This is a genomic window from Sinorhizobium americanum (genome assembly GCF_001651855.1).
GTDB classification, from domain to species: domain Bacteria; phylum Pseudomonadota; class Alphaproteobacteria; order Rhizobiales; family Rhizobiaceae; genus Sinorhizobium; species Sinorhizobium americanum.
Genome location: NZ_LNQC01000033.1, coordinates 25,639 through 48,806, shown reverse-complemented (window position 1 = coordinate 48,806; position 23,168 = coordinate 25,639). Strand labels below are relative to the sequence as shown.

General features: G+C 62.7%; 25 protein-coding genes. 9 read left to right on the top strand and 16 right to left on the bottom strand.

Annotation, left to right across the window (positions count from 1 at the left end; all coding sequences use genetic code 11):
- Positions 1–140: 140 nt before the first annotated feature.
- A complete protein-coding gene (locus ATC00_RS01820; protein ID WP_064251780.1) occupies positions 141–821 on the top strand; it encodes a winged helix-turn-helix domain-containing protein in 681 nt (226 codons plus the stop codon).
- Here the strand turns inward: ATC00_RS01820 and ATC00_RS01815 are convergent.
- On the bottom strand, positions 816–1,265 hold the full coding sequence (locus ATC00_RS01815) for a DUF1284 domain-containing protein (protein ID WP_052035359.1): 450 nt from the start codon (positions 1,263–1,265) through the stop codon (positions 816–818). The two genes, ATC00_RS01820 and ATC00_RS01815, sit on opposite strands and share 6 nt — an antisense overlap.
- Positions 1,266–1,317: 52 nt before the next feature.
- Positions 1,318–1,986, bottom strand: coding sequence for a GntR family transcriptional regulator (locus ATC00_RS01810; protein WP_037379334.1), 669 nt, complete (start codon positions 1,984–1,986; stop codon positions 1,318–1,320).
- Positions 1,987–2,158: 172 nt separating this feature from the next.
- Here ATC00_RS01810 and ATC00_RS01805 point away from each other — a divergent pair, with 172 nt between their 5' ends.
- Positions 2,159–2,854, top strand: a complete 696-nt coding sequence (locus ATC00_RS01805) for an HAD family hydrolase (RefSeq protein WP_037379332.1) — start codon at positions 2,159–2,161, stop codon at positions 2,852–2,854.
- Positions 2,855–3,098: 244 nt separating this feature from the next.
- On the top strand, positions 3,099–4,205 hold the full coding sequence (locus ATC00_RS01800; protein WP_037379330.1) for an ABC transporter substrate-binding protein: 1,107 nt from the start codon (positions 3,099–3,101) through the stop codon (positions 4,203–4,205).
- 113 nt (positions 4,206–4,318) lie between these two features.
- On the opposite strand, the gene ATC00_RS01795 is transcribed toward ATC00_RS01800, so the two are convergent.
- Positions 4,319–4,867, bottom strand: coding sequence for a hypothetical protein (locus ATC00_RS01795; protein WP_037379329.1), 549 nt, complete (start codon positions 4,865–4,867; stop codon positions 4,319–4,321).
- A gap of 410 nt (positions 4,868–5,277) precedes the next feature.
- Between ATC00_RS01795 and thrC the strand changes: the two genes are divergently transcribed.
- From thrC to ATC00_RS01775, 4 genes are all read left to right on the top strand, one after another.
- Positions 5,278–6,684: a threonine synthase gene (gene thrC, locus ATC00_RS01790; RefSeq protein ID WP_173827763.1), complete on the top strand. Its 1,407-nt coding sequence runs from the start codon at positions 5,278–5,280 to the stop codon at positions 6,682–6,684.
- Between the two features lie 14 nt (positions 6,685–6,698).
- A complete protein-coding gene (locus ATC00_RS01785) occupies positions 6,699–8,000 on the top strand; it encodes a M16 family metallopeptidase (RefSeq protein WP_082911942.1) in 1,302 nt (433 codons plus the stop codon).
- Positions 8,001–8,262: 262 nt separating this feature from the next.
- Entirely contained in the window at positions 8,263–8,874 is a 612-nt protein-coding gene (locus ATC00_RS01780) for a GNAT family N-acetyltransferase (protein ID WP_037379357.1), read from the top strand.
- The gene (locus tag ATC00_RS01775) at positions 8,874–11,786 is read left to right on the top strand and encodes an EAL domain-containing protein (RefSeq protein ID WP_064251779.1); all 2,913 of its coding nucleotides are present in this window, start codon (positions 8,874–8,876) and stop codon (positions 11,784–11,786) included. Before ATC00_RS01780 ends, ATC00_RS01775 begins: the two co-directional genes overlap by 1 nt.
- Positions 11,787–11,819: 33 nt before the next feature.
- Here ATC00_RS01775 and ATC00_RS01770 read toward each other — a convergent pair whose 3' ends face one another.
- Positions 11,820–12,425 (bottom strand): YqgE/AlgH family protein, encoded by a 606-nt coding sequence (locus ATC00_RS01770; RefSeq protein ID WP_064251778.1) that lies wholly within the window; start codon positions 12,423–12,425, stop codon positions 11,820–11,822.
- A gap of 245 nt (positions 12,426–12,670) precedes the next feature.
- Here ATC00_RS01770 and ATC00_RS01765 point away from each other — a divergent pair, with 245 nt between their 5' ends.
- Together ATC00_RS01765 and ATC00_RS01760 are read left to right on the top strand one after the other, a co-directional pair.
- Positions 12,671–13,513, top strand: coding sequence for a protein-disulfide reductase DsbD domain-containing protein (locus ATC00_RS01765; RefSeq protein WP_064251777.1), 843 nt, complete (start codon positions 12,671–12,673; stop codon positions 13,511–13,513).
- 72 nt (positions 13,514–13,585) lie between these two features.
- Positions 13,586–14,074 carry a peroxiredoxin gene (locus ATC00_RS01760; RefSeq protein ID WP_037379321.1) on the top strand — a complete coding sequence of 163 codons (489 nt, stop codon included), beginning with the start codon at positions 13,586–13,588 and terminating at the stop codon, positions 14,072–14,074.
- Positions 14,075–14,130: 56 nt separating this feature from the next.
- Here the strand turns inward: ATC00_RS01760 and rnhA are convergent, their stop codons facing one another.
- The 12 genes from rnhA to ctaD all read right to left on the bottom strand — a co-directional run bounded on the left by rnhA (position 14,131) and on the right by ctaD (position 23,159).
- Complete coding sequence (gene rnhA, locus ATC00_RS01755; RefSeq protein ID WP_064251776.1) at positions 14,131–14,592, bottom strand: ribonuclease HI; 462 nt, start codon at positions 14,590–14,592, stop codon at positions 14,131–14,133.
- Complete coding sequence (locus ATC00_RS01750) at positions 14,589–15,569, bottom strand: homoserine kinase (RefSeq protein WP_037379316.1); 981 nt, start codon at positions 15,567–15,569, stop codon at positions 14,589–14,591. Before ATC00_RS01750 ends, rnhA begins: the two co-directional genes overlap by 4 nt.
- Before the next feature lie 60 nt (positions 15,570–15,629).
- Positions 15,630–16,640 carry a 4-hydroxy-3-methylbut-2-enyl diphosphate reductase gene (gene ispH / locus ATC00_RS01745; RefSeq protein WP_064251775.1) on the bottom strand — a complete coding sequence of 337 codons (1,011 nt, stop codon included), beginning with the start codon at positions 16,638–16,640 and terminating at the stop codon, positions 15,630–15,632.
- A gap of 3 nt (positions 16,641–16,643) precedes the next feature.
- Complete coding sequence (locus ATC00_RS01740) at positions 16,644–17,009, bottom strand: DUF1304 domain-containing protein (RefSeq protein WP_064251774.1); 366 nt, start codon at positions 17,007–17,009, stop codon at positions 16,644–16,646.
- A 13-nt stretch (positions 17,010–17,022) separates the two neighbouring features.
- Positions 17,023–17,808, bottom strand: coding sequence for an SURF1 family protein (locus ATC00_RS01735; RefSeq protein WP_064251773.1), 786 nt, complete (start codon positions 17,806–17,808; stop codon positions 17,023–17,025).
- Entirely contained in the window at positions 17,768–18,160 is a 393-nt protein-coding gene (locus ATC00_RS01730) for a DUF983 domain-containing protein (protein ID WP_064251783.1), read from the bottom strand. The genes ATC00_RS01735 and ATC00_RS01730 overlap by 41 nt, the downstream gene beginning before the upstream one ends.
- Positions 18,157–18,648, bottom strand: coding sequence for a L,D-transpeptidase family protein (locus tag ATC00_RS01725; RefSeq protein WP_072642837.1), 492 nt, complete (start codon positions 18,646–18,648; stop codon positions 18,157–18,159). Before ATC00_RS01725 ends, ATC00_RS01730 begins: the two co-directional genes overlap by 4 nt.
- 72 nt (positions 18,649–18,720) lie before the next feature.
- Positions 18,721–19,599 carry a cytochrome c oxidase subunit 3 gene (locus tag ATC00_RS01720; RefSeq protein WP_037379308.1) on the bottom strand — a complete coding sequence of 293 codons (879 nt, stop codon included), beginning with the start codon at positions 19,597–19,599 and terminating at the stop codon, positions 18,721–18,723.
- A gap of 62 nt (positions 19,600–19,661) precedes the next feature.
- Positions 19,662–20,261, bottom strand: a complete 600-nt coding sequence (locus ATC00_RS01715) for a cytochrome c oxidase assembly protein (protein ID WP_064251782.1) — start codon at positions 20,259–20,261, stop codon at positions 19,662–19,664.
- Between the two features lie 11 nt (positions 20,262–20,272).
- Positions 20,273–20,413, bottom strand: a complete 141-nt coding sequence (locus ATC00_RS32850; protein WP_037379306.1) for a hypothetical protein — start codon at positions 20,411–20,413, stop codon at positions 20,273–20,275.
- Positions 20,413–21,369, bottom strand: coding sequence for a heme o synthase (locus tag ATC00_RS01710; protein ID WP_037379305.1), 957 nt, complete (start codon positions 21,367–21,369; stop codon positions 20,413–20,415). Before ATC00_RS01710 ends, ATC00_RS32850 begins: the two co-directional genes overlap by 1 nt.
- 98 nt (positions 21,370–21,467) lie before the next feature.
- Positions 21,468–23,159: a cytochrome c oxidase subunit I gene (gene ctaD, locus ATC00_RS01705; protein ID WP_064251771.1), complete on the bottom strand. Its 1,692-nt coding sequence runs from the start codon at positions 23,157–23,159 to the stop codon at positions 21,468–21,470.
- Positions 23,160–23,168 lie beyond the last annotated feature (9 nt).

The following is a 23,168-nucleotide window of genomic DNA, read 5'->3' as shown; positions in this document are numbered from 1 at the left end:
GCGTGACTGTCCCTCGATCATCGATTGCATCTCAGTGATCCGTTCTCTCAGCGGGCGCGGCCTCTTTCATGCCACCTCCTTGTTGATGATTTGCATCATGCCCGCTTGTTCGGCCGGAATGCTTCGACTACGATCGAATTATGAAGGAAGGTCCCGACATTGCCCTCATCGGATCGCTGATAGGCGATCCGGCCCGCGCCAACATGCTGACCGCGCTGATGGGCGGCCAGGCGCTGACGCCGACCGAGCTTGCAGCGCACGCGGGCATCACGCTGCAGACCGCAAGCTCGCATCTCGCCAAGCTCGAGGCCGGCGGATTGCTGACGCAGCGCAAGCAGGGCCGGCATCGCTACTATGCCTTGGCGGAAGACGAGGTCGGGCTGATGCTCGAGAGCCTCATGGGTTTTGCCGCCAGCCGCGGCCTTACGCGGCATCGGCCAGGGCCGAGGGACCCGGCGCTGCGAAAGGCGCGCGTCTGCTATAACCACCTCGCCGGCGATTATGGCGTGCGCCTGCTGGACAGTCTGGTCGCGGCCCGCCAGATCGAAGTGACGGGAGAGGACCTCGCTCTGACCGACGCAGGACGGCATCGCATCGAGGCGCTCGGCATCGACTACGACGCGCTTCAAAAATCCCGCCGGCCGATCTGCCGAACCTGCCTTGACTGGAGCGAACGCCGTTCGCATCTCGCCGGCTCACTTGGCGAGGCGCTGCTCACGCATTTCATCGAGGAGGGCTGGGCCAAGCGCGAAAAGGGCAGTCGCGTGATCCGTTTCAGTCACAACGGTGAGAGGGCCTTCCTGGAACTCTTTCCGCTATAGCCGTTTGCCAGAGAGCCCTACACTTTCGGTCTGAACGAGAGTGCCTTCGAAGCTACAACGCGCAATTCGAGTGCAAAACTCAGACCACTCGCACTCATTGCACGCCGCCCGGATCAGACCGGCCGCGAAGGCGCTACGCAAGGCAACCAGGCGTCCGCCACCGAGGTCGAGCACCGAGCCAGGCTTGAGCGAGATACCCAATCGCTCGTCAATTGCTGCCAAAGCCCAGGCGTCGCGCTTGCGGATGTCGCTGTTGCGGCAATGGGCTTCAGGCTGATCCAGCATCGGAGCGCAGATGTCGTCCGGCCCTTCGACGATCTCGATTTCCTCGCCGGCCGAAAGACGCGCCGCAATCAGGCGAAAGTTGCCTGTGAACGCGGGCGTATAGCCCTCGCCGACGAAGGTGAGAAGACAGAGGAGATGATGTCCCCGAAGTCGAACCATCAGAACGGCCGATCCTTGTCCGTTTGCCGCAGGAGTTTACGACAATCGGGGCCTAGCCGACGATAGAAAAGGCCTCGCGAATTTCACCGGCTGCGGTCTTCACAGGCGTCTTGCCGATCCAGCCGACATGGCGCTCGAGTATCGCGGCTGCCTCCTCACCCCTTCCCTGACGCAGGGCCGCAAGGATCGCGCGGTGGTCGTGGTCGGTGCGCGCCTCCCAACTGGAGCGCCAGGCGGAGAAGAGAAACCGGGCGCTTGCCGCATGAAGGTCATCAATTGCGGCGAGCAGGCGCGGCATGGCGCAGGGCTCGAGGATCAGGCGGTGGAAAGCACGGTTTGCCGCCTCCCAGCTGCGCACGTCCCGGGATCTGTCCGCCGCGGCGGTGGCTGCCTCGGCGCGATCGAGAATGGCGGGCGCCAGGTGGGGTATGGCATGGCGAAGCGCCAGCACCTCAAGCGCCGCGCGCATTTCCGCCACTTCGCGCACCTCCTTGAGATCGAAGGAGGCGACCCGCACGCCGCGCCGCGGCTCGCTGACGGCAAGGCCTTGCGCCTCGAGCCGTCGGAAAGCCTCGCGCACCGGCACGTGGCTGGCGCCGAATTCCTCGGCAACATGGTCCTGACGCAACCGCTCGCCCGGCGAGAGCGCCCCGGAGATGATCCTCTCGGCGAGCGCCCGGCTGATCCGGCTTGCAATCGTGTCGTCGCGTTCGTTTGTCATGCGCTACAGATAGAGGTGCAGCCCGAGCCTGTCGAGCAAGGCACGACTTCCGCAAGACGATTTCCAAAGGTTGAGCTTTGATCCGCCATCGTATAAATCTGCCCGGACCCTATTTTTGCGCTGCATCGAGCCTCCTCCCCCGCCAGCGGCGCGCTTCTCCCAAGGACGCAAAATGACCGGTTTCGATCTCATCATCTTTGACTGCGACGGCGTTCTCGTCGATTCGGAAATCATCGCCTCGGAAGTCGAGGCCGGGCTTCTGACGGAAGCCGGCTACCCGATCAGCGTCGAAGAAATGAGCGAGCGCTTCGCCGGCATGACCTGGCGCGACACGCTGCTGGCGATCGAGAAGGAAGCCAGCATTCCGCTCTCCGCTTCGCTGATCGACCGCGTCGACACCGTTCTCGACAAGCGGCTCGCCCGCGACGTGAAGATCATCGACGGCGTCAAGCCCGTGCTGCTGCAGCTGACGCTGCCACACTGCATCTGCTCGAACTCGACCTCGGCGCGGCTCGCGACGATGCTCGGCAAGGTCGGCATCCGGGAGCACTTCGGCAAGCATATCTATTCGGCGCGCGATCTTGGCCCGGACCGAGTCAAGCCGAGGCCGGACATCTTCCTGCATGGTGCCGCCCAGTTTGGCGTCGACCCGGCACGCGTCCTCGTCATCGAGGACTCGGTGCACGGCGTCCACGGGGCCCGCGCCGCCGGCATGCGCGTCGTCGGCTTCACGGGCGGATCACACAGCTATGCCTCGCATGCCGACAAGCTGACGGAAGCCGGTGCCGAGACCGTCATCTCGCGGATGGCTGTCCTGCCCGGCGTCATCGCCGCCCTTGCCGAATGGTCTGAGTCCCTGACGGCCTGATCCCCACCCGGCCCGAGTGGGACTGCCTTTGCGCCGGTAATCATCGGCGCCCTCCAAACGCGGCATTCCGTCGTGAACACGCATGGTTTCCTGCGAGAAACAGCGGGTTTCCGAATGGTGCACGAGGGCTATATCAAGATCGACCAATGCATGATTCCGGATGGGACCAAGCAGCAGTTCAAAGCGCCATGGCGGCCTACGCGTGTCCGGGCGTTGTAGAGGTTATTTCCAAGGAGGAACCACGATGCGTCTTTCACGATTGACCGGATTGACCCTCGCCGCCGGCGTGGCCTTCGCCCCGCTCGCCCATGCCGATATCACGATCGGCGTGATCACGCCGCTCACCGGCCCGGTCGCGGCCTTTGGCGAGCAGGTGAAGAACGGTGCCGAGGCAGCGGCCGAAGCCATCAACAATGCCGGCGGCATCAAGGGCGAGAAGATCGTCATCAAGATCGTCGACGACGCCGGCGAGCCGAAGCAGGCCGTCTCGGTTTCCAACCAGCTCGCTGGCGAGAGCGTGCGCTATGTCGTCGGGCCGGTGCTTTCCGGCACGGCGATGCCGGCATCCGACGTGCTCGCCGAGAACGGCATCCTCATGGTCACGCCGACGGCAACCACGCCGGACCTTACCACCCGCGGGCTCTGGAACGTCCTGCGCACCTGCGGCCGCGATGACCAGCAGGCCGTGGTCGCGGCCGATTACGTCGTCAAGAACCTCAAGGACAAGCGCGTCGCCGTCCTGCACGACAAGGGTGCTTACGGCAAGGGCCTCGCCGATGGTTTCAAGGCGGCAATCAACGCAGGCGGCATCACGGAAGTCGTCTACGAGGGCTTGAACCCCGGTGAAAAGGACTTCAGCGCCATCGTCACGCGCCTCAAGGCCGAGAATGTCGACGTGGTCTATTTCGGCGGCTACCACGCCGAGGCCGGCCTGATGGTCCGGCAGATGCGCGACCAGGGTGTCAATGCTCAGCTGATCGGCGGCGACGGCCTCTCCAACACCGAGTTCTGGGCGATCGGCGGCAATGCTGCCGAGGGAACGATCTACACAAATGCGAGCGACGCCACCCGCCACCCGGCCGCCGCCCCGGTGATCGAGGCGCTCAATGTCAAGAACATCCCGGCGGAAGCCTTCACGCTCAACGCCTATGCCGCCGTCCAGGTGCTCAAGGCCGGCATCGAGAAGGCAGGCTCCGCCGAGGATGCGACCGCGGTCGCGACCGCGATCAAATCCGGCGAGGCGATCGACACGGTTATCGGCAAGCTGACCTATGGCGAAAGCGGCGACCTTACCTCGCCGAGCTTCTCGCTCTACAAATGGGAAGCGGGCAAGAGCGTGGCGGCCGAATAACCCGGTCGCGAGCGGACGCGCGGAAACGCCGGGGCATGCCTCGGCGTTTTTGCATCGGATGGCTGCAAAGAGCTTTTCTTTGAATTTTGCCGCGCAGCGCCCGTGCCGGCCTGCTACTGCTTCGCCTTCTGCGGTCCCTCGTCGAAGCCGACGAAGATCTTGGCGTCGGCTCCGGCCCCGGCCGGCAGGGTGACGTTGGCCTTGGTGAAGACGAATTGCGTGTTGGTGCTGCCCGGCGGCACTTCGACCGGATATTGCGTCAGTTCGGAATAGAGCGTTTTTTCGCCGTCGGTCGCCGCCACGCGGATCGGCATGGTAATCTTGCCCGGACCGCCGGCGGGGCCGGCGACGACGCGGCCCTGCGCGACCACGGTCACCGTCAGGGTGTCCGCGCTCTGCACGCATTGCCGCGTGGTGTCGGCCAGCGAGGCTTGGTAGACCACCTTGGTCGGATCGTCCTTGCCGCCCTTCGCATAGGTGCGATAGGAGGCGGTGCCGTCCCGCAGCGTCACCGCCGGGCAAGCCGCCTGGATCACCGCCGGCGTCGGTGCGTTCGCGGTGCCGCCGGCCTCGATGGCGGCGCCGTCTTGCGTTTTGTTACACCCCGCGGCGACCAAAAGGACAGACATTGCGAGAAGATGGCGAGACACTTTGCCAGACACGTTGCACGACCCCTACTGAACCGGTGAGACTTTGAAATCACGGCAGCCGCGGCGAATTCGGCCGAAGCTGGCGCGATCCTTTTGATGGCCGGAGCAGGAACCCATCTGCAATCCCCTCCTCCTCCGGACCGACGATCTTTGAGGGCTTTTCTCGACCCTCGGGCATCGTCTATAGCAGCGGCAAATCGAAAAATCGACCGGCGGGCCATCGCAAGCCTCACTTTCCAGAGCGTTCGGAAATTTGCCATGGTGACAAGAATGTCCGCGCGATTTACGGCGAACTGGAACAAATAGGGGGCCGGGCGGCGGTTCTTCCTTAAAGGGATATGCAATATCGGCGTGATAGCGCGGCGAGAGGGGCGGTCCTCCGCCAAACTGACTGCTGTAACTGTGAGATGCGGTAACGAAGGATGAAGAAGGTGAAGTATATTTCGACGCGCGGGGAAGCAGCGCCCCTCGGTTTCTGCGACGCTCTTCTGGCAGGGCTTGCTCGTGACGGCGGCCTCTACCTGCCGAAGGAATGGCCGGCCTTCTCGAAAAAGGAAATCCGGGCGCTGCGCGGCAAGTCCTATCAGGAAATCGCTTTTACTGTTCTCGAGCCCTTCACGAACGGCGAAATCCCGGCCGCGAAGTTCCGCGAGATGATAGACGAGGCCTATGCGACCTTCCGCCATCCGGCCATTGCCCCGCTCGTCCAGACCAGCCCCAACTCCTTCGTCATGGAACTCTTCCACGGTTCGACGCTCGCCTTCAAGGACGTCGCCATGCAATTGCTGGCGCGCCTCATGGATCATGTGCTCGCCGAGCGCGGCGAACGGGCGACGATCGTCGGGGCGACGTCGGGTGACACGGGAGGTGCCGCGATCGACGCCTTCGCCGGCCGGGAAAGGACGGACATTTTCATCCTCTTCCCGCACGGCAAAGTCTCGCCGGTGCAGCAGAGGCAGATGACGACCGCGGGTGCGTCGAACGTGCATGCGATCGCCGTCAAGGGCAATTTCGACGATTGCCAGAACCTCGTCAAAGCCATGTTCAACGACACGGCGTTTCGCGACCGGGTCAAGCTGTCGGGGGTCAATTCGATCAACTGGGCGCGCATCATGGCGCAGATCGTCTATTATTTCACGGCGGCGGTCGCGCTCGGCGGCCCGGACCGGAGGATCTCCTTCACGGTCCCGACCGGCAATTTCGGCGATATCTTCGCCGGCTATGTCGCCAAGCGCATGGGCTTGCCGATCGACAGGCTGATCATCGCCACCAACGAGAACGACATCCTGGCGCGCACGCTGAAGACCGGCCGCTACGAGATGCGCGAGGTCAAGGCGACGACCTCGCCCTCGATGGACATTCAGATTTCGTCCAACTTCGAGCGCTTGTTGTTCGAGGCCTATGGCCGCGAGGCGGCAGGGGTGCGCGCCGCAATGGCAAGCCTCAAGCAATCGGGTTCCTTTGCCATCGAAGAGGGGGCACTGAAAAAAATTCGCAAGGAATTTCGTGCCGGCCGCGCCTCGGAAAAGCAGGTGGCCGCGACGATCCGCGATACGCTTGATAAATCGGGCTATCTCCTTGATCCGCATACGGCAATCGGCGTCTCAGTCGCCGCCAAGCACGAGAAGCCCTCGGCGCCGATGGTGACGCTCGGGACCGCCCACCCCGCGAAATTTCCCGACGCGGTAAAATCGGCGAGTGGTATTGACCCCACGCTTCCGACGTGGCTTGCTGATCTCATGACTAGGGCGGAGCGTTTCGATATCCTGGATGCAGAGCTGAAAAGCGTCGAAAGCTTCATCGGCGAGCGTACCCGCGTTCGGGAATAGAACGAAAGATACGGATGATGAAAGTTGAGTGCACCCGGCTCCCTTCCGGGCTGACGGTGGTGACCGAGCGAATGCCGCATCTGGAAAGCGTGGCGCTCGGGGTCTGGATAAAGTCCGGTTCACGCAACGAAACCGTGAATGAACACGGAATTGCCCATCTACTTGAGCACATGGCTTTCAAGGGGACGAAACGGCGCAGCGCCCGCCAAATCGCCGAAGAGATCGAAAACGTGGGCGGCGAGGTCAACGCCGCCACCTCCACCGAGACGACCTCCTACTACGCCCGGGTGCTCAAGGACCACGTGCCGCTGGCGATCGACATCCTGGCGGACATTCTCACGGACTCGACCTTCGACGAGGAAGAACTCCGGCGCGAGAAGCATGTCATTCTGCAGGAAATCGGCGCGGCCGACGACACGCCGGATGACGTGGTCTTCGACCGCTTCGCAGAGACCGCCTATCGCGACCAGACGGTCGGGCGGCCCATTCTCGGCACGCCCGAAACGGTGATGTCGTTCACCCCCGGCCAGATTCGCCAATATCTCGGCCGCAATTATACGACCGACAGGATGTTCATCGTTGCCGCCGGCGCCGTCGACCACGACACGATCGTGCGCCAAGTCGAGGAGCGCTTTTCCACGCTGCCGGTCACGCCGCTGTCGACCCCCGTCCTCGATACGGCGCGCTACACCGGCGGCGACAGCCGCGAGAGCCGTGACCTGATGGACGCGCAGGTGCTGCTCGGCTTCGAAGGCAGGGCCTATCACGCCCGCGACTTCTACTGTTCGCAGATCCTTGCGAACATCCTCGGCGGCGGCATGTCGTCCCGCCTCTTCCAGGAAGTGCGCGAACATCGCGGCCTCTGTTATTCGGTCTACGCGTTCCATTGGGGCTTTTCCGATACCGGCATTTTCGGCATCCATGCCGCGACCGGCGGGGAAAATCTCCCCGAGCTGATGCCGGTCATCATCGAGGAGCTGCGCAAGTCCTCGGCGAGCATCGACCAGCAGGAGATCGAGCGTGCCCGTGCGCAGATCCGCGCCCAACTTCTGATGGGACAGGAAAGCCCGGCCGCACGCGCCGGCCAGATCGCCCGCCAGATGATGCTCTACGGTCGCCCCATTCCCAACGAGGAATTGATGGAAAGGCTGTCCGGCATCACCATAGAGCGGCTGACCGATCTCGCCGGCCGGCTCTTCTTCGATACGACCCCTACCCTTTCGGCGATCGGCCCCCTCGAACAGCTCGCCCCGATGGGCGACATTCTGTCGTCTCTGAATATCAAGCCCGCTGCCGTCCAGGCCCTGGCCGGCTAGCGGGCGCCAGCGCACACCTTCGGACTGCCGGCAGCGCCTGCGAGGCCTGTGCTTTTCTGCACGATTTCCAAAATCGGATTCGATTTAGGCGTTAACTTGTGCAACGCTTCAACAATGACACGGCGCCTTCGGACTTTTGCATGATGGCGCGGTCCGGGCCGGAATTTTCGGTTCGGCTGTGTAAGTTGACCCGAGCGGGATGAGGAAGAGCATGAAGCCGATCTCCGCCCGCCGGCATGCGAGTTTGGGGCCGGAGGCATATATGGCACGATCGGTATTTCGGTTCCTGTCACGGCAGCCCGAATCGGTCGAGATCGCCAATCAGGATTATCTTCTCCGCCTCCCGCGCTACGCCGATTATCGGCAATGGTATCAATTGCGCAGCGCAAGCCGCAGTTTCCTCGAACCGTGGGAGCCCACCTGGCGGGCTGACGAGATGACCGAGAGCGCCTTTCGCAGTCGCGTCATCCGCAACGAACAGGAATATGCTTCCGGCCAGGCGGTGCCGCTGTTCCTGCTCCGCAGACCGGACGAGGTCCTCCTCGGCGGCCTGACGATCGGCCATATCCGCCGGGGTGCGGCGCAGAACTGCATGATCGGCTACTGGATGGGGCAGAAACATGCCGGCCAGGGTCACATGTACGCGGCACTGAAGCTGACCATCCCCTACATCTTTTCGACCCTCGAGTTGCACCGTATTGAAGCAGCCTGTATTCCAGAAAACGCAAGGAGCATCCGGCTCCTTGAAAAGGCCGGCTTTGAACGCGAAGGCTACTTGAGACAGTACTTGAAGATAAACGGCCAGTGGCGCGATCACCTGATGTTTTCGCTTCTGGCCGCGGATGCCGTACCGAACAGGAATATGCCCCTTTGATGCCCCTGATCCGCAAGCCGTCCGCATGGCCAGCCGCAAGGCTGGCGGCGTTCCTGGCCGCATTCGCCGTTTTCATCTTCGGCATCGCCGGCGGCGTCGCCCATGCTCTCGAGCCGGTCAAGATCTCGCGCGAGGACACGGCCCTCGACCTGACCGCCACGACGGAAATCTATTCCGGCCGGGGCGAGGCTTTCCAGGTGTCCACCGCTCCTGGCACGGACGGTATCGTGCGGCGCATCGAGGTCCGATCGAGCACGGAACATCACCAGGGCGACTGGGCCGTCTTCGCGCTCGCCAATGTCTCCGAAGAACAGCTCGAGCGGGTGATCGTCGCGCCGCATTTCCGGCTGGTCAATTCGAAGCTGTTCTGGCCGGATCTCGGCTCGCAGCGCATCCTGTCGATCACGCCGAGCGAGGGCTTCGCGCTCGACCGGCAGCCGAGCGACGAGGCGGACGTGTTCCGCATCACGCTGAACCCCGGCGCCGTCATCACCTTCGTCGCCGAGCTTGCGACGCCGGAACTACCGCAGATCTATCTGTGGCAGCCGGACGCCTACAAGGACACCGTCAACGCCTTTACGCTTTATCGCGGCATTGTGCTCGGGATTGCCGGGCTGCTCGCGGTGTTCTTGACCATTCTCTTCGTCGTCAAGGGCACCTCGATGCTGCCGGCAACGGCGGCCCTCGCCTGGGCCGTTCTCGCCTATATCTGCGTCGACTTCGGCTTTCTGTCGAAGCTGATCAGCGTGACAGCCGGCGACGAACGCATATGGCGAGCAGGAACGGAAGTCTTTCTGGCGGCGGGCCTGGTGATCTTCCTTTTCACCTATCTGAACCTCAACCGCTGGCATCAGCATCTCGGCTATGCGACGCTCGCCTGGATTCTCGGCCTGGCACTGCTGTTCGGCGTCGCCGTCTACGATCCCGCGATCGCATCGGGCATCGCCCGCCTCTCCTTTGCGCTGACGGCGACCGTCGGCATCGTGCTGATCGCCTATCTCGGCTTCAACCGCTACGACCGCGCCATCCTTCTCGTTCCGGCCTGGCTCTTGATCCTCGTCTGGCTATTCGGCGCGTGGCTGGCGGTCACCGGTCAGCTCGCCAATGATATCGTCCAACCGGCGCTCGGCGGCGGCCTCGTGCTGATCGTCCTCTTGATCGGCTTCACTGTAATGCAGCACGCCTTTGCCGGCGGCGCCTACCAGCAGGGTCTCTTTTCGGACCTCGAGCGGCAGGCGCTGGCGCTGACCGGCTCGGGCGATACCGTCTGGGACTGGGACGTGGCGCGCGACCGCGTCGTGACGATCCCGGATATTTCCCACCAGCTCGGCCTTTCGCTCGGCACGATGAACGGACCGGTGCGCAACTGGGTGCCGCGGCTGCATCCGGACGACCGCGACCGTTTCAGGGCCACTCTGGACGTGCTTCTCGAACATAGGCGCGGCCGCTTGAACCATGAGTTTCGCGCGCGCGCCGAGGACGGCCACTATCACTGGCTGTCGATCCGGGCGCGGCCGGTGCTCGGCGCCAATGGCGAGATCATCCGCTGCGTCGGCACCATCGTCGACATCACCGAACAGCGCAATTCGGTCGAGCGGCTGTTGCAGAACGCGCTCCTCGACAACCTGACCGGCCTGCCGAACCGGCAGGTTTTCCTCGACCGCCTGCAGGCCATCCTTCTGATGTCCGACGGTAGCGCTGCGACGCGGCCGACCGTCCTCGCCATCGACATCGACCGCTACAAGCAGGTCAACGACCTGCTCGGGATCGCCGCCGGCGACAATATTCTGATCGCGCTGACGCGGCGGCTGCGCCGGCTCCTGCGGCCGCAGGACACGCTGGCCCGCCTCGGCGGCGACCAGTTCGGGCTGATCCTGATGTCCGAACGCGATCCGGCGAAGATCGCCGATTTCGCCGATGCGGTCAGCAAGGCGATCATGGTGCCGCTCAACTACGGCAATCGGGAGATCAATCTCACCGCCTCGATCGGTCTCGTTTCATGGCTCGACCAGGAGCAGAGCGCCGCAAGTCTGCTCGACGATGCGGAGCTTGCGATGTTCCGCGCCAAGAAGGAGGGCGGCAACCGCGTCGAACCCTTCCGGCCGGCCTTCCGGACATCCGGATCGGATCGCCTGCAGCTCGAAGCGGATCTGAAGCGAGCGATTGAACGCAAGGAACTGTCGCTCGTCTACCAGCCGATCGTGCGTCTCAGCGATGCCGAGGTCGCCGGTTTCGAAGCGCTGATGCGCTGGGATCATCCGAAGCGCGGCAGTATTTCGCCGACCGAATTCATCCCGATCGCGGAGAATTCCGAAATCATAGACCAGCTCGGCATGTTCGCCTTCGACCAGGCGACGAGCGACCTTTCCGAATGGCAGATCCAGACGGGCGACCTGCCGATCTTCGTCGCGATCAATCTTTCGAGCGCCCAGCTGCTCAACAGCGGGCTCTATGACGACGTCCGCGCCATCCTCAACAAGAACCGCTGCGATCCGGCGAAGGTGAAGATGGAGCTAACCGAATCGCTGGTGATGGAGAACCCGGAACAGGCCCGGCTCGTGCTCGAAAAGCTACGGGAAGCCGGATTGCGGCTCGCTCTCGACGACTTCGGCACCGGCCATTCCTCGCTTTCCTATCTGACCCGCTTCCCGTTCGACACGATCAAGATCGACAAGGCGCTGGTGCGCGATCCGAGCGACAAGCGGGGCGTCGTGCTGCGCTCGGTGATCGCCATGGCGCGCGAACTCGATATGCGGGTCGTTGCCGAAGGCATCGAGTCGGAGGAGGATGCGATCCAGCTCGCGCAGATGGGCTGCGACTATGGCCAGAGCTTCCTGTTCGGCCCGCCCGTCGGCTCGGAATCGATCCTGAGGCTCCTGAAGGAGCGATTTCCGCTCATGAAGAGAGCGTAAACGGAGAATAGAATCGAGAAACCGAGCCTTCGATCAGGCGTGGCCGGCGTCGGGGGAAAGCATCGCCGAAGAAACGCCGATCAACGCAAGCGCCTGGTCGTATTTCTCGTCGAGGTCACGGCTGAAGATCAGCTCTTCGCGTGCGGGGCATGTCAGCCAGCCGTTGTTGACGATTTCGCTTTCGAGCTGCCCCGGTCCCCAGCCGGCATAGCCGAGCAGCATGGTGGCCTTGACGGGCCCCTCACCGCGCGAAATGGCCTTGACGATGTCGAGCGTCGCGGTCAGGCAGATATCGTCGCTGACCGGAATACTCGAATCGCTCAGGTAATCGTCCGAATGCAGGACGAAGCCACGGCCGGTCTCGACAGGCCCGCCAGCCTGGATCTGGAACTCACGCGCCGTCGAAGGCAGCCGGATCGCCTCGTCCGGGTCGAGCAGTTGCAGGTGCAGGAGCACGTCCGGGAAGGTCAGCCGCTGGGGCCGGTTCAACACGAAACCCATTGCGCCGTCTTCCGAATGGGCGCAGACGAAGATCACCGTGCGGGCAAAATTGGCGTCGAACATGCTGGGCATGGCGATCAGGAACTGACCGTCAAGGAAACCCCGTTCGCGTATCTTTGGCTGCACGCTTGTTGCCATAATGAAGACAGCCTACCAATTCGGCACGAAATGAAAAGCGCCTCTACGTGGCGCAGGCGGAAATTTGCACGCACGACGCTCCTTCGCGTCCACCTCGAGCTCCAACGATCAAAAGATAAGCGAATTCTATAGTTGGAGCCCAATTCGGGCGGAGCCATTCACCCGGCATCGTCGATCAAGCAGATATGATCGGCGGCCACGCGCGGCGGCTGGAGACTGATGCTGAAACGCGCTAGTGCTAGGTCATGACCAGACGCCGGACCAGGAAGAAGATGGCTCAGTGCCTCGCGAAGGCAAGCCTACTCGTTGCTCTTTTTTTGCCGAGCCAATCCGCCGCCGCCACCAGCGACTGGTTGACCTCCCCTGGTGGGGCGATCCGCCTCGTCGCCTCGCCGCCAAAACCGGATGGCTCCATTCCAGCGGTGCTCGAAATCAAGCTCGAGTCCGGTTGGAAGACGTACTGGCGCGACCCAGGGGCGAGTGGAATACCGCCACAGATCACGCTCGATCCCGCCGGCGGCGTCGCTCTGGAGGCGATCCGTTTTCCCGCACCGAAGACGTTCGGCGAGGGACCGGGACGCTATGTCGGTTACGACAGCTCGGTTGCCTTCCCGCTCACGCTGAAACGGGTGAGCGGGGAAAAGGATCTGACGGTCCGGGCTACCGTATTCCTGGGTGTTTGCGAAGACATCTGCATCCCGGTTCAGGGCACACTGGATCTGACGCTGAAGGGCGGGGTTTTCGACAACCCACTGGACGGCGCGCGCATCGACGAGGCCGTGGCGGCACTTCCAAAGCCGCCGTCCGAGGATTTCAGGGTAACGAAGACAGCATTCGACGAGCAAGCCGGCACCATCCACCTCGATCTGCGGCTTCCGCGAAACGAGGGCAAACCGGAGATTTTCCTCGCCGGGCCGGCGGGAATCTCCTTCGGGGCACCGGTCGTGGGCGACCTCTCCGGCGACGAGCGCCGTGTGGACATTCCCGTGAAACTCTTCGGCAAGGACCGAAAGATTGGCGGCAAAGCGATCGCGCTTACCGTGCGTGCCGGCTATCGCAGCATGGAAACCACGCTTGCCTTTGATTGACGCGTTCATATAGTCGCTCGCAGGCTCGGCAAGCGCTTTGCCGGACCGCGAGTTGAAATCGAGGAGAGAACCGTGACCATTGCTGTCGGAGACAAGCTGCCCAACGCAACCTTCAAGGAAAAGACCGCCGACGGCCCGGTCGAGATCACTACCGACCAGCTCTTCAAGGGCAAGCGGGTCGTCCTTTTCGCCGTGCCGGGGGCGTTCACCCCCACCTGCTCGCTCAATCATCTTCCCGGCTATCTGGAAAACCGCGACGCGATCCTCGCACGTGGCGTCGACGATATCGCCGTCGTCGCCGTCAATGACCTGCATGTGATGAGCGCCTGGGCAACGGCGTCCGGCGGCATGGGCAAGATCCATTTCCTGTCCGACTGGAACGCTGCCTTCACCAAGGCGCTCGGCCTCGATATCGATCTGTCGGCCGGCACGCTCGGCATCCGCTCGAAGCGCTATTCGATGATCGTCGACGATGGCGTGGTCAAGACGCTGAACGTCGAAGACGCCCCGGGCCAGGCGACCGTTTCCGGCGCTGCGGCAATGCTGGAGCAACTGAGTTAAGTCCTGCGCCGCGCGTTGCAACGGGCCTCACGGCCCGTTCTTCGGCCGCTTCTAGTCTAAAGGGCGATGTTCCCGCGGCCCGATTTCTTGAAAGGCTCCATTCCCTTGCGCGCCAGCTCGTCGGCGCGCTCGTTTTCCGGATGGCCGGCGTGGCCCTTGACCCAATGCCAGGTCACCTGATGCCGCCCCCGTGCCTCGTCGAGCGCCTGCCAGAGTTCGCCGTTCTTCACCGGCTTCCTGTCGCCGGTCTTCCAACCGTTGCGCTTCCAGCCGTGGATCCATTTCGAGATGCCATCCATGACATATTTGCTGTCGGTGTGCAGATCGACTTCGCAGGGCTGCTTCAGCGCGTTCAGTGCCGAGATGGCGGCCGTCAGTTCCATGCGGTTGTTGGTCGTCTCCGCCTCGCCGCCGCACATCTCCTTTTCCACTTCGCCGTAGCGCAGCACCGCTCCCCAGCCGCCCGGCCCGGGATTGCCCGAGCAGGCACCGTCGGTAAAGATATCGACATGCTTCATTGCAAAGCCTCGCCGCGTCGCAGGCCATATTCGGCGCTCGAGACGACGGCGCGGTGGAAACGGAGTTTCGTCAGATATTCGAGCGGGTCCTTCTTGACCACGAGTGCGCCGGCCGGCGTCATCAGCCAGTCGTAGAGGCGCGTCAGGAAGAAACGCAGCGCCGAGCCTCGGGCCAGCAACGGCAGGGCCGTCACCTCCTCTACCGTCAGCTTTCGCACGCTTTCGTAACCGGAGAGCAAGGCCATGCCCTTGGTGATGTTGTAGGACCCGTTCTTCTCGAAGCACCAGGAGTTCAGGCAGACGGCGATGTCGTAGGCCAGGAAGTCGTTGCAGGCGAAATAGAAGTCGATCAGTCCGGACAGGCGATCGCCGAGGAAGAAGACGTTGTCGGGGAAGAGGTCGGCATGGATCACCCCATCCGGCAGCTCCCTCGGCCAATGCTCTTCGAGGAAAGCGAGTTCCGCCGCGATCTCATCCTTCAAGCCGTCTTGCACTTCATCGGCGCGCTCCTCGGAATTCCGCCACAGCGGCCGCCAGCCACCGACCGAGAGCGCATTCGCCCGTTTCAAGGCAAAGCCCTCGCCCGCTTCGTGCATCGATGCCAGCGCCCGGCCCACTTCGCGGCAATGCTGCGCCTCGGGCTTCCTCAGCCACATGCCTTCGAGAAAGGAGATGACGGCGGCCGGGCGGCCGGACAGCATGCCAAGCAGTTCGCCATCGGCACGCGGCAAGGGCAGCGGGCAGGAAAGCCCCCTTTCCGCGAGATGGTGCATCAGCCCCAGGAAGAACGGCAGGTCACCGGCATTCACCCGCTTTTCGTAGAGCGTGAGGATGTAGGAGCCCTGGGTCGTATGGAGAAGGAAGTTTGAATTCTCCACGCCTTCGGCAATACCCTTGTAGGAGGTCAGCACCCCCACGTCATAGGCGGCCAGAAAGCGGGTCAGGTCGTCTTCCGTGATATCGGTGTAAACTGCCAAGGTCGCTACTTTCGGAAACAGGATTTCCAGGGGATTGAAGCGGAAGCTTTATCGTCCCGCCTATTCTCCATTGACGAAGGCCATGTCGGCGGCGGTCAACTCGACATGGCGGAGTTCGCGATTGACGAGGAAGTTCTCGTTTTCCTCCACCGTGTCGGCAAGCTCGACCGTCGCGTCATAGCGCTCGCGGAACGCCTCGATGATCTCGTTGACGATCACCTCCGGCGCCGAGGCGCCGGCCGAGAGGCCTACGGTTGAGATGTCGCCGATCGCTTCCCAGTCGATCTCCGAGGCACGCTGGACAAGCACGGATTTCTTCGCCCCTGCCCTGAGCGCCACTTCGACAAGCCGCTTGGAATTGGACGAGTTGGGGGCGCCGACGATCAGGAACAGATCGCAGCCGGGGGCCGCCTGTTTGACCGCCTCCTGCCGGTTGGTCGTAGCGTAGCAGATCGAATCGGCAGCTGGTGCCGTCAAGTTTGGGAAGCGCTCGTGCAAGCGCTTGATGACACCCGCGGTGTCGTCGACGGACAGCGTCGTCTGCGTCACGTAGCCGAGATTGTCGGGATCGGGCGGCACATATAAATCCGCGTCCTCCACCGTCTCTATGAGCGAGACGGACCCTTCCGGCAATTGCCCCATCGTGCCGATGACCTCCGGATGTCCGGCATGGCCGATCAGCACCACGTGCCGCCCCAGCCGATGATGTCGCATCGCCTGCTTGTGCACTTTCGAGACCAGCGGACACGTGGCGTCGAGATAGAAGAGGTTGCGTTGATCGGCATCGGCGGGCACCGATTTCGGCACACCATGGGCGGAGAAGACCACAGGCTGCTTGCGATGCTCCGGCGGAATTTCGCCGAGCTCCTCGACGAAGATCGCGCCCTTGGCCTCCAGCCCTTCGACGACATAGCGGTTATGCACGATCTCGTGGCGGACATAGACCGGAGCACCGAACTCCTTGAGTGCCAGTACGACGATCTGGATCGCCCTGTCGACGCCGGCGCAGAAGCCGCGCGGTCCGCAAAGACGTATGGTGATCTGGGATTTTGCCGCCGTGGATGAGGCCATGAATCAGGACGCCAGTAGAACGAACAGGAGCGCGAGCATGGCCGGGCCGCCCTGCACGAGAAGGATGCGGGGCTTGACCGACCATGCGCCATATATAGCGGCAACGATCACGCACACAAGAAAGAACACCTTCACCTCAAACGCAAAGTCCGGTTCGGGCTGGAGCAGCGACCAGAGGAGACCTGCGGCCAGGAAGCCGTTGTAGAGCCCCTGGTTGGCTGCCAGCACCCGCGTTGTCTCGGCCCGCTCTGCCGTCATATGGAAGACCGCCCGCCCCGACGGCTTCGTCCATAAAAACATTTCGAGCACCAGGAAGCCAACATGCAGCAATGCGGTGAGCGCAATCAGTATGGCGGCGAGAAGAGCCATTCGTTTCCCCGTTTCATTCGCCGGAATGATCTCTGCGTCGCTGGCGATAAAGGTAAGCCCCGCTCACCACGACCAGCGCCCCCGCAAGACCGTACCAGGTGAGCGCATATTGAAGATGGTTGTTCGGCAGGTCGAACTGCGTCACGCCACCGATCGGCAGGCCGCCCGGGTTTTTCGCCCCATCCGCGTCGACGAAGAAGGGAACGACGCGATCTGAGGCGATGCCGGCTGTGCGCGCCATCGCGTCGAGATCCTTCCAGTAGAAGATATTCTTGGCGATGTCGTTGTCCGGCACCAGCGACGAAGGCTTCTCGGAAAGCCGCGGCCGCGCCAGACCGTTGACGGTCACGTTGCCGCCAACCTGCCCCTCGGCCCGTGTCGTAGCGTCCTTGTTCTCGAAGGGCACGAAGCCGCGGTTGACGAAAAGAGCGCGACCGTCCGCGAGCATCAGGGGCGTGAAGACATAGTAACCGGTGCGACCATCGTGAGTGGCAAAGAAATGCCGCTCCTTGCGGTGATCGTAGGTGCCGGACACGCTGATGGTTCGATAGTCGATGTCCTGGCCGGCCGCAGCCTGAGCCTCAATCTCTCCGAGTGTCGCCGGCAGCGCCGAACGGCGCTCGGCGATCGCCGCGATCAGCGCCTCCTTCCAGTGCAGCCGCTCCAGCTGCCATGTACCAAGCGAGACGAGCACAGCCAAGGCGATCGCAATGAGAACGATACCGCCAATCCGGCCGAGGCGGCCGCGTGAGGCCGGCCTATGCATCTCGGCCACGGTCGATTTCACCCGGATGTGCATTGTTGCGATACTGGAGATTGATCAGCACGCCCTTCAAGATCCTCGTCAGCGCAAGGCTGAAAACCGTTGCCAGGGGTATCCACAGGAGGAAGTGCAGCCATAGCGGCGGGCTGACATTGACTTCCATCCAGAGCGCCGCCCCAAGCACGATGAAGCCGACGATCAGGATGACGAAAACGACGGGCCCGTCGCCGGAATCGGCAAATCGATAATCGAGCTCGCAGCTCTCACAGGCCAGTCGAACCTTCAGAAAGCCGTCGAACAGGCGGCCCTGACCGCAGCGCGGGCAAAGCCCCTTGACGCCTGTCATGACGGAGTCAACCGGCGGGTACAGCGCTTTGTCGTCGTTCATGGATTGATCTCGATCGCCGTGTTGTTCGGAACCATGTCCCAGATTTCGTCCATCTCGGCATTGGTAACGGCAATGCAGCCATCCGTCCAATCGAACATCTGCGTCAAAAAGGCCAGCCAGCCTAAATAGCTGGGCTGGCCATGGATCATGATCATGCCGCCGGGATCGACGCCCTTGGAAGCCGCGGCCTCGACATCCTCGGGCGCCGGATAGGAGATGTGGATGGAACGGTAGAAGCTGCTCGCGTCGTTGCGCCAGTCGAGAATGTAGCGCCCTTCCGGCGTGCGCCGATCGCCTTCCTGCACCTTGTCGCCCAAAGGATTACCGCCAAGCGCCACCGGATATTCGCGCAGGAGGCGCTCGCCGGCAAACAATTGCAGCACGCGTCGTTCCTTGTAGACGACCACCTTGTCCGCAGTTTCGGCGGCTGAGACAGGGGCCGTCACGAAAACAGCTGCAGCCAGCAGCCACAGATACGCGTACGTCATCGCCCAACCATTGTTCGCAAACGAATAGGGCGGCTGCATCGCCGCAGCCGCCCCTTGTCTTCCGCCCCGGTCTTAGCCGTGAGCGATTGGTGCGCCCCATCCGCCCCAGATATAGATGGAGAAGAACAGGAACAGCCAGACCACGTCAACGAAGTGCCAGTACCAGGCGGCCGCTTCGAAGCCGAAATGATGCTGCTGGCTGAAGCCGCCACCGAGCGCCCGGAACAGGCAGACCAGCAGGAAGATGGTGCCGACGAGAACGTGGAAGCCGTGGAATCCGGTCGCCATGAAGAAGGTGGCGCCATAGATCGAATCGCGGAAGGCGAACGGCGCGTGCGCGTACTCATAGCCCTGGACGAAGGAGAACAGGACGCCGAGCAGCACGGTGAGCGTCAGGCCATAGATGAGGCCCTTGCGGTCGTCGTGCAGCAGCGCGTGGTGCGCCCAGGTGACGGTCGTGCCGGAGAGCAGCAGGATGACCGTGTTGTAGAGCGGCAAGTGCCAGGGATCGAGGACCTCGATGCCCTTCGGCGGCCAGACGCCGCCGGTATAGGCGGCGCGAGCGGCCTGAATGGGCTCGCCGGCGAACAGGCTGGCATCGAAGAAGGCCCAGAACCAGGCGGCGAAGAACATCACCTCGGAGGCGATGAACATGATCATACCGTAGCGCAGGTGCAGCGACACGACGCGGGTGTGATGACCCTCGCGGCCTTCCTTGATCGTGTCCGACCACCAGCCGAACATCGTGTAGAGGACGATCGCCAGGCCGATCAGGAAAAGCCACGGATTGGCAAGTTCCAGGCCGAACAGCTTGAACGAGCCGCCGGCGGCATAGCGCATGAGACCGACGCCGCCGAAGGCCATGACGAAGGCGCCGATGGAGGCGAGCAAAGGCCACGGGCTCGGATCGATGATGTGGTAGTCGTGATTCTTCTGATGCGCTCCGGCCATGTCAGTAATCCCCGATAGTCCTCTCTTGTCGCCCGTCCGGCATAGCCGAAACGGACGTCCTGTCAAAGTCTGTTCTCAGTTTCCCCGTCCTTTACCGCGGCGACGGGCTTCGACGGCTCGCGCGGGTAGAAGGTGTAGGACAGCGTCAATGTCTTGATGTCCTTGGTCTCGACCGGCTTGACGATCTCCGGATCGACGAAGAAGACGACGGGCATCTCCATTTCCTCGCCGGGCTTGAGCGTCGTTTCGGTGAAGCAGAAGCATTGCACCTTGTTGAAATAGGCGCCCGCCGCCATCGGCGTCACATTGAACGTCGCCTGGCCGGTCGTCGGCTTCGACGAAAGATTCTTCGCGCGGTACATCACCTGCACCGTCTCACCGATCCTGACGTCGATGTCCCGCTGAACCGGCTTGAAGTCCCATGGCAGACCGGGCCCGACATTGGCGTCGAAGGTCACCTTGACCGTCTCGTCGAGAATGACGTCGGACGCCTGCTCGACGCGCTGTGTCGTGCCGTTATAGCCCGTCACCCTGCAGAACATGTCGTAGAGCGGCACGGCCGCATAGGCCATGCCGACCATGCCCGCGACGAAGGCGAGACAAGCGCCGACGATGACGCCGTTGGCGCGTTCCTTCCCCGGTGGTTGCGGCGTGTTCGTCATGCGCATCACCTTCAATGGGCCATGCCGCCGCCGAACTTTATCAGCGTGACGACATAGAACAGCCCGACAAGACCGGCGAGCACGAGGCCGAGTGCGATGTTGCGGCCGCGGCGGGATTTCTTCTGGGCTTCGGTGAGCTTCACGGTTTCCATCAGATGATACCTCCGGCATTAAGCCAGACATTCACGATCACATAGTCCACAAGAAGGGCCGAGAAGATCGCGAAGAGATAGGCGATCGAAAAGGCGAAGAGCTTCTTGGCCGGCAGCATCCTGAGGTCGCTTTCCGGCATGCGCAGCACGGCGAGCGAATACCAGACGAAGCCCAGGCCAAGAGCGGTCGCGAAGGCTCCGTATCCAAGGCTCGCAAAACCGATCAGCGTGGGACAGATGCCGCTCAGCGCGGTCAGGAGCGCGTACACCACGATCTGCCGCTTGGTCGTCGCCTGACCGCAGACATTCGGCATCATCGGCACGCCGACGGCGCCGTAGTCGCCCATCTTGAAGAGCGCCAGCGCCCAGAAATGGGCCGGTGTCCAAAGGAAGATGATGAGGAAGAGCACGATGCTCTCGACCGACACGCCCCCGGTCACGCAGGCCCAGCCGATCATCGGCGGGAAGGCCCCGGCGGCACCACCGATCACGATGTTCTGCGGCGTCGAACGCTTCAGCCACATCGTGTAGATGACCACATAGAAGAAGATCGTGAAGGCGAGCAACCCGGCTGCGAGCCAGTGAACGGCGAGCCCAAGGATGATCACAGAAAATGCCGACAAGGTGAGACCGAAGGCGAGCGCTTCCTGCGGCAGGATCTTGCCGGCGGGGATGGGACGCTTGGCGGTGCGGCTCATCACCGCATCGATATCGGCGTCGTACCACATGTTCAGCGCACCGGAGGCGCCGGCGCCGATGGCAATGCAGAGAATGGCGATGAAGCCGATGACCGGATTGATTTGTCCCGGCGCGAGGACGAGCCCGGCAAAAGCTGTAAAGACGACAAGCGACATGACGCGCGGCTTCAGCAGCTCGAAATAATCGCGCGCAGAGGCTTCGGACAGGCGCGGTGCGCCTTCCATGCCGACTGCCTCGTGATTGTCGATGAGCGTCATGTCTCTTTCCTGAACTTGCTGCGGCCGGACAGGCCGCATCATGCCGGAAGGCCGGCGGGGAGAAGCCGCCGTCACCGGCGGCTTCTGTTCGTTGTCCGTCACTTGATCCGCGGGAGCTGTTCCCACTGGTGGAACGGCGGCGGCGAAGACAGCTGCCATTCGAGCGTGTTGGCGCCCTCGCCCCACGGATTGTCGCCCGCGACGCGCTTCTTCGAGAAGGCTTCAGCGACGCCGAAGAGGAAGATCAGCACGCCGACGGCGGCGACATAGGAGCCGTAGGACGATACCATGTTCCAACCGGCGAAGGCATCCGGATAGTCGATATAGCGGCGCGGCATGCCGGCAAGACCCAGGAAGTGCTGCGGGAAGAAGATCAGGTTCACGCCGACGAACATCACCCAGAAATGCAGCTTGCCGAGGAACTCGGAGTACATGTAGCCGCTCATCTTCGGGAACCAGTAATACCAGGCCGCGAAGATCGCGAAGACGGCGCCGAGCGACAGGACGTAGTGGAAGTGGGCAACCACGTAGTAGGTGTCGTGCAGCGCCCGGTCGAGGCCGGCATTGGCGAGCTGAACGCCCGTGACGCCGCCGACGGTGAAGAGGAAGATGAAGCCGATCGCCCACACCATCGGCGTGGTGAAGCGGATCGAGCCGCCCCACATCGTGGCGATCCAGGAGAAAATCTTCACGCCGGTCGGAACCGCGATAACCATCGTCGCGAAGACGAAGTAACGCTGCGTCTCGAGCGACATGCCGACCGTGTACATGTGGTGCGCCCACACGATGAAGCCGACGGCGCCGATCGCAACCATGGCGTAGGCCATGCCGAGATATCCGAAGATCGGCTTGCGCGAGAAGGTCGAGATGATGTGGCTGACGATGCCGAAGCCCGGCAGGATCAGGATGTACACTTCCGGATGGCCGAAGAACCAGAACAGGTGCTGGAACAGGATCGGGTCGCCGCCGCCCTCAGGCGCGAAGAAGGTCGTGCCGAAGTTGCGGTCGGTGAGCAGCATGGTGATGGCGCCAGCCAGAACCGGCAGCGACAAGAGCAGCAGGAAGGCGGTGATCAGCACTGACCAGGCGAAGAGCGGCATCTTGTGCAGCGTCATGCCCGGAGCGCGCATGTTGAGAATCGTCGTGATGAAGTTGATCGCGCCGAGGATCGACGAGGCGCCGGCAATGTGCAGGCCGAGGATCGCCAGATCCATGGCCGGCCCTGGCATGCCGGAGGTCGAGAAAGGCGGATAGATCGTCCAGCCGCCGCCGGCCCCATAGGCGCCCGCCGGGCCTTCGACGAACATCGAAAGCAGCACCAGCAGGAAGGCCGGCACGATCAGCCAGAACGAGATGTTGTTCATACGCGGGAAGGCCATGTCCGGCGCGCCGATCATGATCGGCACCATCCAGTTGGCGAAACCGCCGATCAAGGCCGGCATGACCATGAAGAAGATCATGATCAGCGCGTGGGCGGTGGTGAAGACGTTGAACATGTGCTTGCCGCCGTCGATGGCAGCATCGCCTTCAAAGCCGTAGACCATCTGCGCCAGACCGTGGAAGATCTGGATGCCCGGCTCCTGCAGTTCGGCGCGCATGAAGACCGACAGCGTACCGCCGATGATGCCGGCGATGATCGCGAAGATCAGGTAGAGCGTGCCGATATCCTTGTGGTTGGTCGACAGGAACCAGCGCTGAAAGAAGGTCAGCGGCTGGTGAGCGTGGTCGGCATCATGGGCATGATCGGAATGATCATGACGGTGATCGTGGTGAACGGCTGTTCCAGCCATGGGTCGAGC

Excerpts from the sequence above, each read along its gene's own strand:
- ATC00_RS01820 (WP_064251780.1), top strand. The coding sequence starts at position 141 with ATGAAGGAAGGTCCCGACATTGCCCTCATCGGATCGCTGATAGGCGAT.
- ATC00_RS01815 (WP_052035359.1), bottom strand. The coding sequence starts at position 1,265 with ATGGTTCGACTTCGGGGACATCATCTCCTCTGTCTTCTCACCTTCGTC.
- ATC00_RS01810 (WP_037379334.1), bottom strand. The coding sequence starts at position 1,986 with ATGACAAACGAACGCGACGACACGATTGCAAGCCGGATCAGCCGGGCG.
- ATC00_RS01805 (WP_037379332.1), top strand. The coding sequence starts at position 2,159 with ATGACCGGTTTCGATCTCATCATCTTTGACTGCGACGGCGTTCTCGTC.
- ATC00_RS01800 (WP_037379330.1), top strand. The coding sequence starts at position 3,099 with ATGCGTCTTTCACGATTGACCGGATTGACCCTCGCCGCCGGCGTGGCC.
- thrC (WP_173827763.1), top strand. The coding sequence starts at position 5,278 with ATGAAGAAGGTGAAGTATATTTCGACGCGCGGGGAAGCAGCGCCCCTC.
- ATC00_RS01785 (WP_082911942.1), top strand. The coding sequence starts at position 6,699 with ATGATGAAAGTTGAGTGCACCCGGCTCCCTTCCGGGCTGACGGTGGTG.
- ATC00_RS01780 (WP_037379357.1), top strand. The coding sequence starts at position 8,263 with ATGGCACGATCGGTATTTCGGTTCCTGTCACGGCAGCCCGAATCGGTC.
- ATC00_RS01775 (WP_064251779.1), top strand. The coding sequence starts at position 8,874 with ATGCCCCTGATCCGCAAGCCGTCCGCATGGCCAGCCGCAAGGCTGGCG.
- ATC00_RS01770 (WP_064251778.1), bottom strand. The coding sequence starts at position 12,425 with ATGGCAACAAGCGTGCAGCCAAAGATACGCGAACGGGGTTTCCTTGAC.
- ATC00_RS01765 (WP_064251777.1), top strand. The coding sequence starts at position 12,671 with ATGACCAGACGCCGGACCAGGAAGAAGATGGCTCAGTGCCTCGCGAAG.
- rnhA (WP_064251776.1), bottom strand. The coding sequence starts at position 14,592 with ATGAAGCATGTCGATATCTTTACCGACGGTGCCTGCTCGGGCAATCCC.
- ispH (WP_064251775.1), bottom strand. The coding sequence starts at position 16,640 with ATGGCCTCATCCACGGCGGCAAAATCCCAGATCACCATACGTCTTTGC.
- ATC00_RS01740 (WP_064251774.1), bottom strand. The coding sequence starts at position 17,009 with ATGGCTCTTCTCGCCGCCATACTGATTGCGCTCACCGCATTGCTGCAT.
- ATC00_RS01735 (WP_064251773.1), bottom strand. The coding sequence starts at position 17,808 with ATGCACATCCGGGTGAAATCGACCGTGGCCGAGATGCATAGGCCGGCC.
- ATC00_RS01730 (WP_064251783.1), bottom strand. The coding sequence starts at position 18,160 with ATGAACGACGACAAAGCGCTGTACCCGCCGGTTGACTCCGTCATGACA.
- ATC00_RS01725 (WP_072642837.1), bottom strand. The coding sequence starts at position 18,648 with ATGACGTACGCGTATCTGTGGCTGCTGGCTGCAGCTGTTTTCGTGACG.
- ATC00_RS01720 (WP_037379308.1), bottom strand. The coding sequence starts at position 19,599 with ATGGCCGGAGCGCATCAGAAGAATCACGACTACCACATCATCGATCCG.
- ATC00_RS01715 (WP_064251782.1), bottom strand. The coding sequence starts at position 20,261 with ATGACGAACACGCCGCAACCACCGGGGAAGGAACGCGCCAACGGCGTC.
- ATC00_RS32850 (WP_037379306.1), bottom strand. The coding sequence starts at position 20,413 with ATGGAAACCGTGAAGCTCACCGAAGCCCAGAAGAAATCCCGCCGCGGC.
- ATC00_RS01710 (WP_037379305.1), bottom strand. The coding sequence starts at position 21,369 with ATGACGCTCATCGACAATCACGAGGCAGTCGGCATGGAAGGCGCACCG.
- ctaD (WP_064251771.1), bottom strand. The coding sequence starts at position 23,159 with ATGGCTGGAACAGCCGTTCACCACGATCACCGTCATGATCATTCCGAT.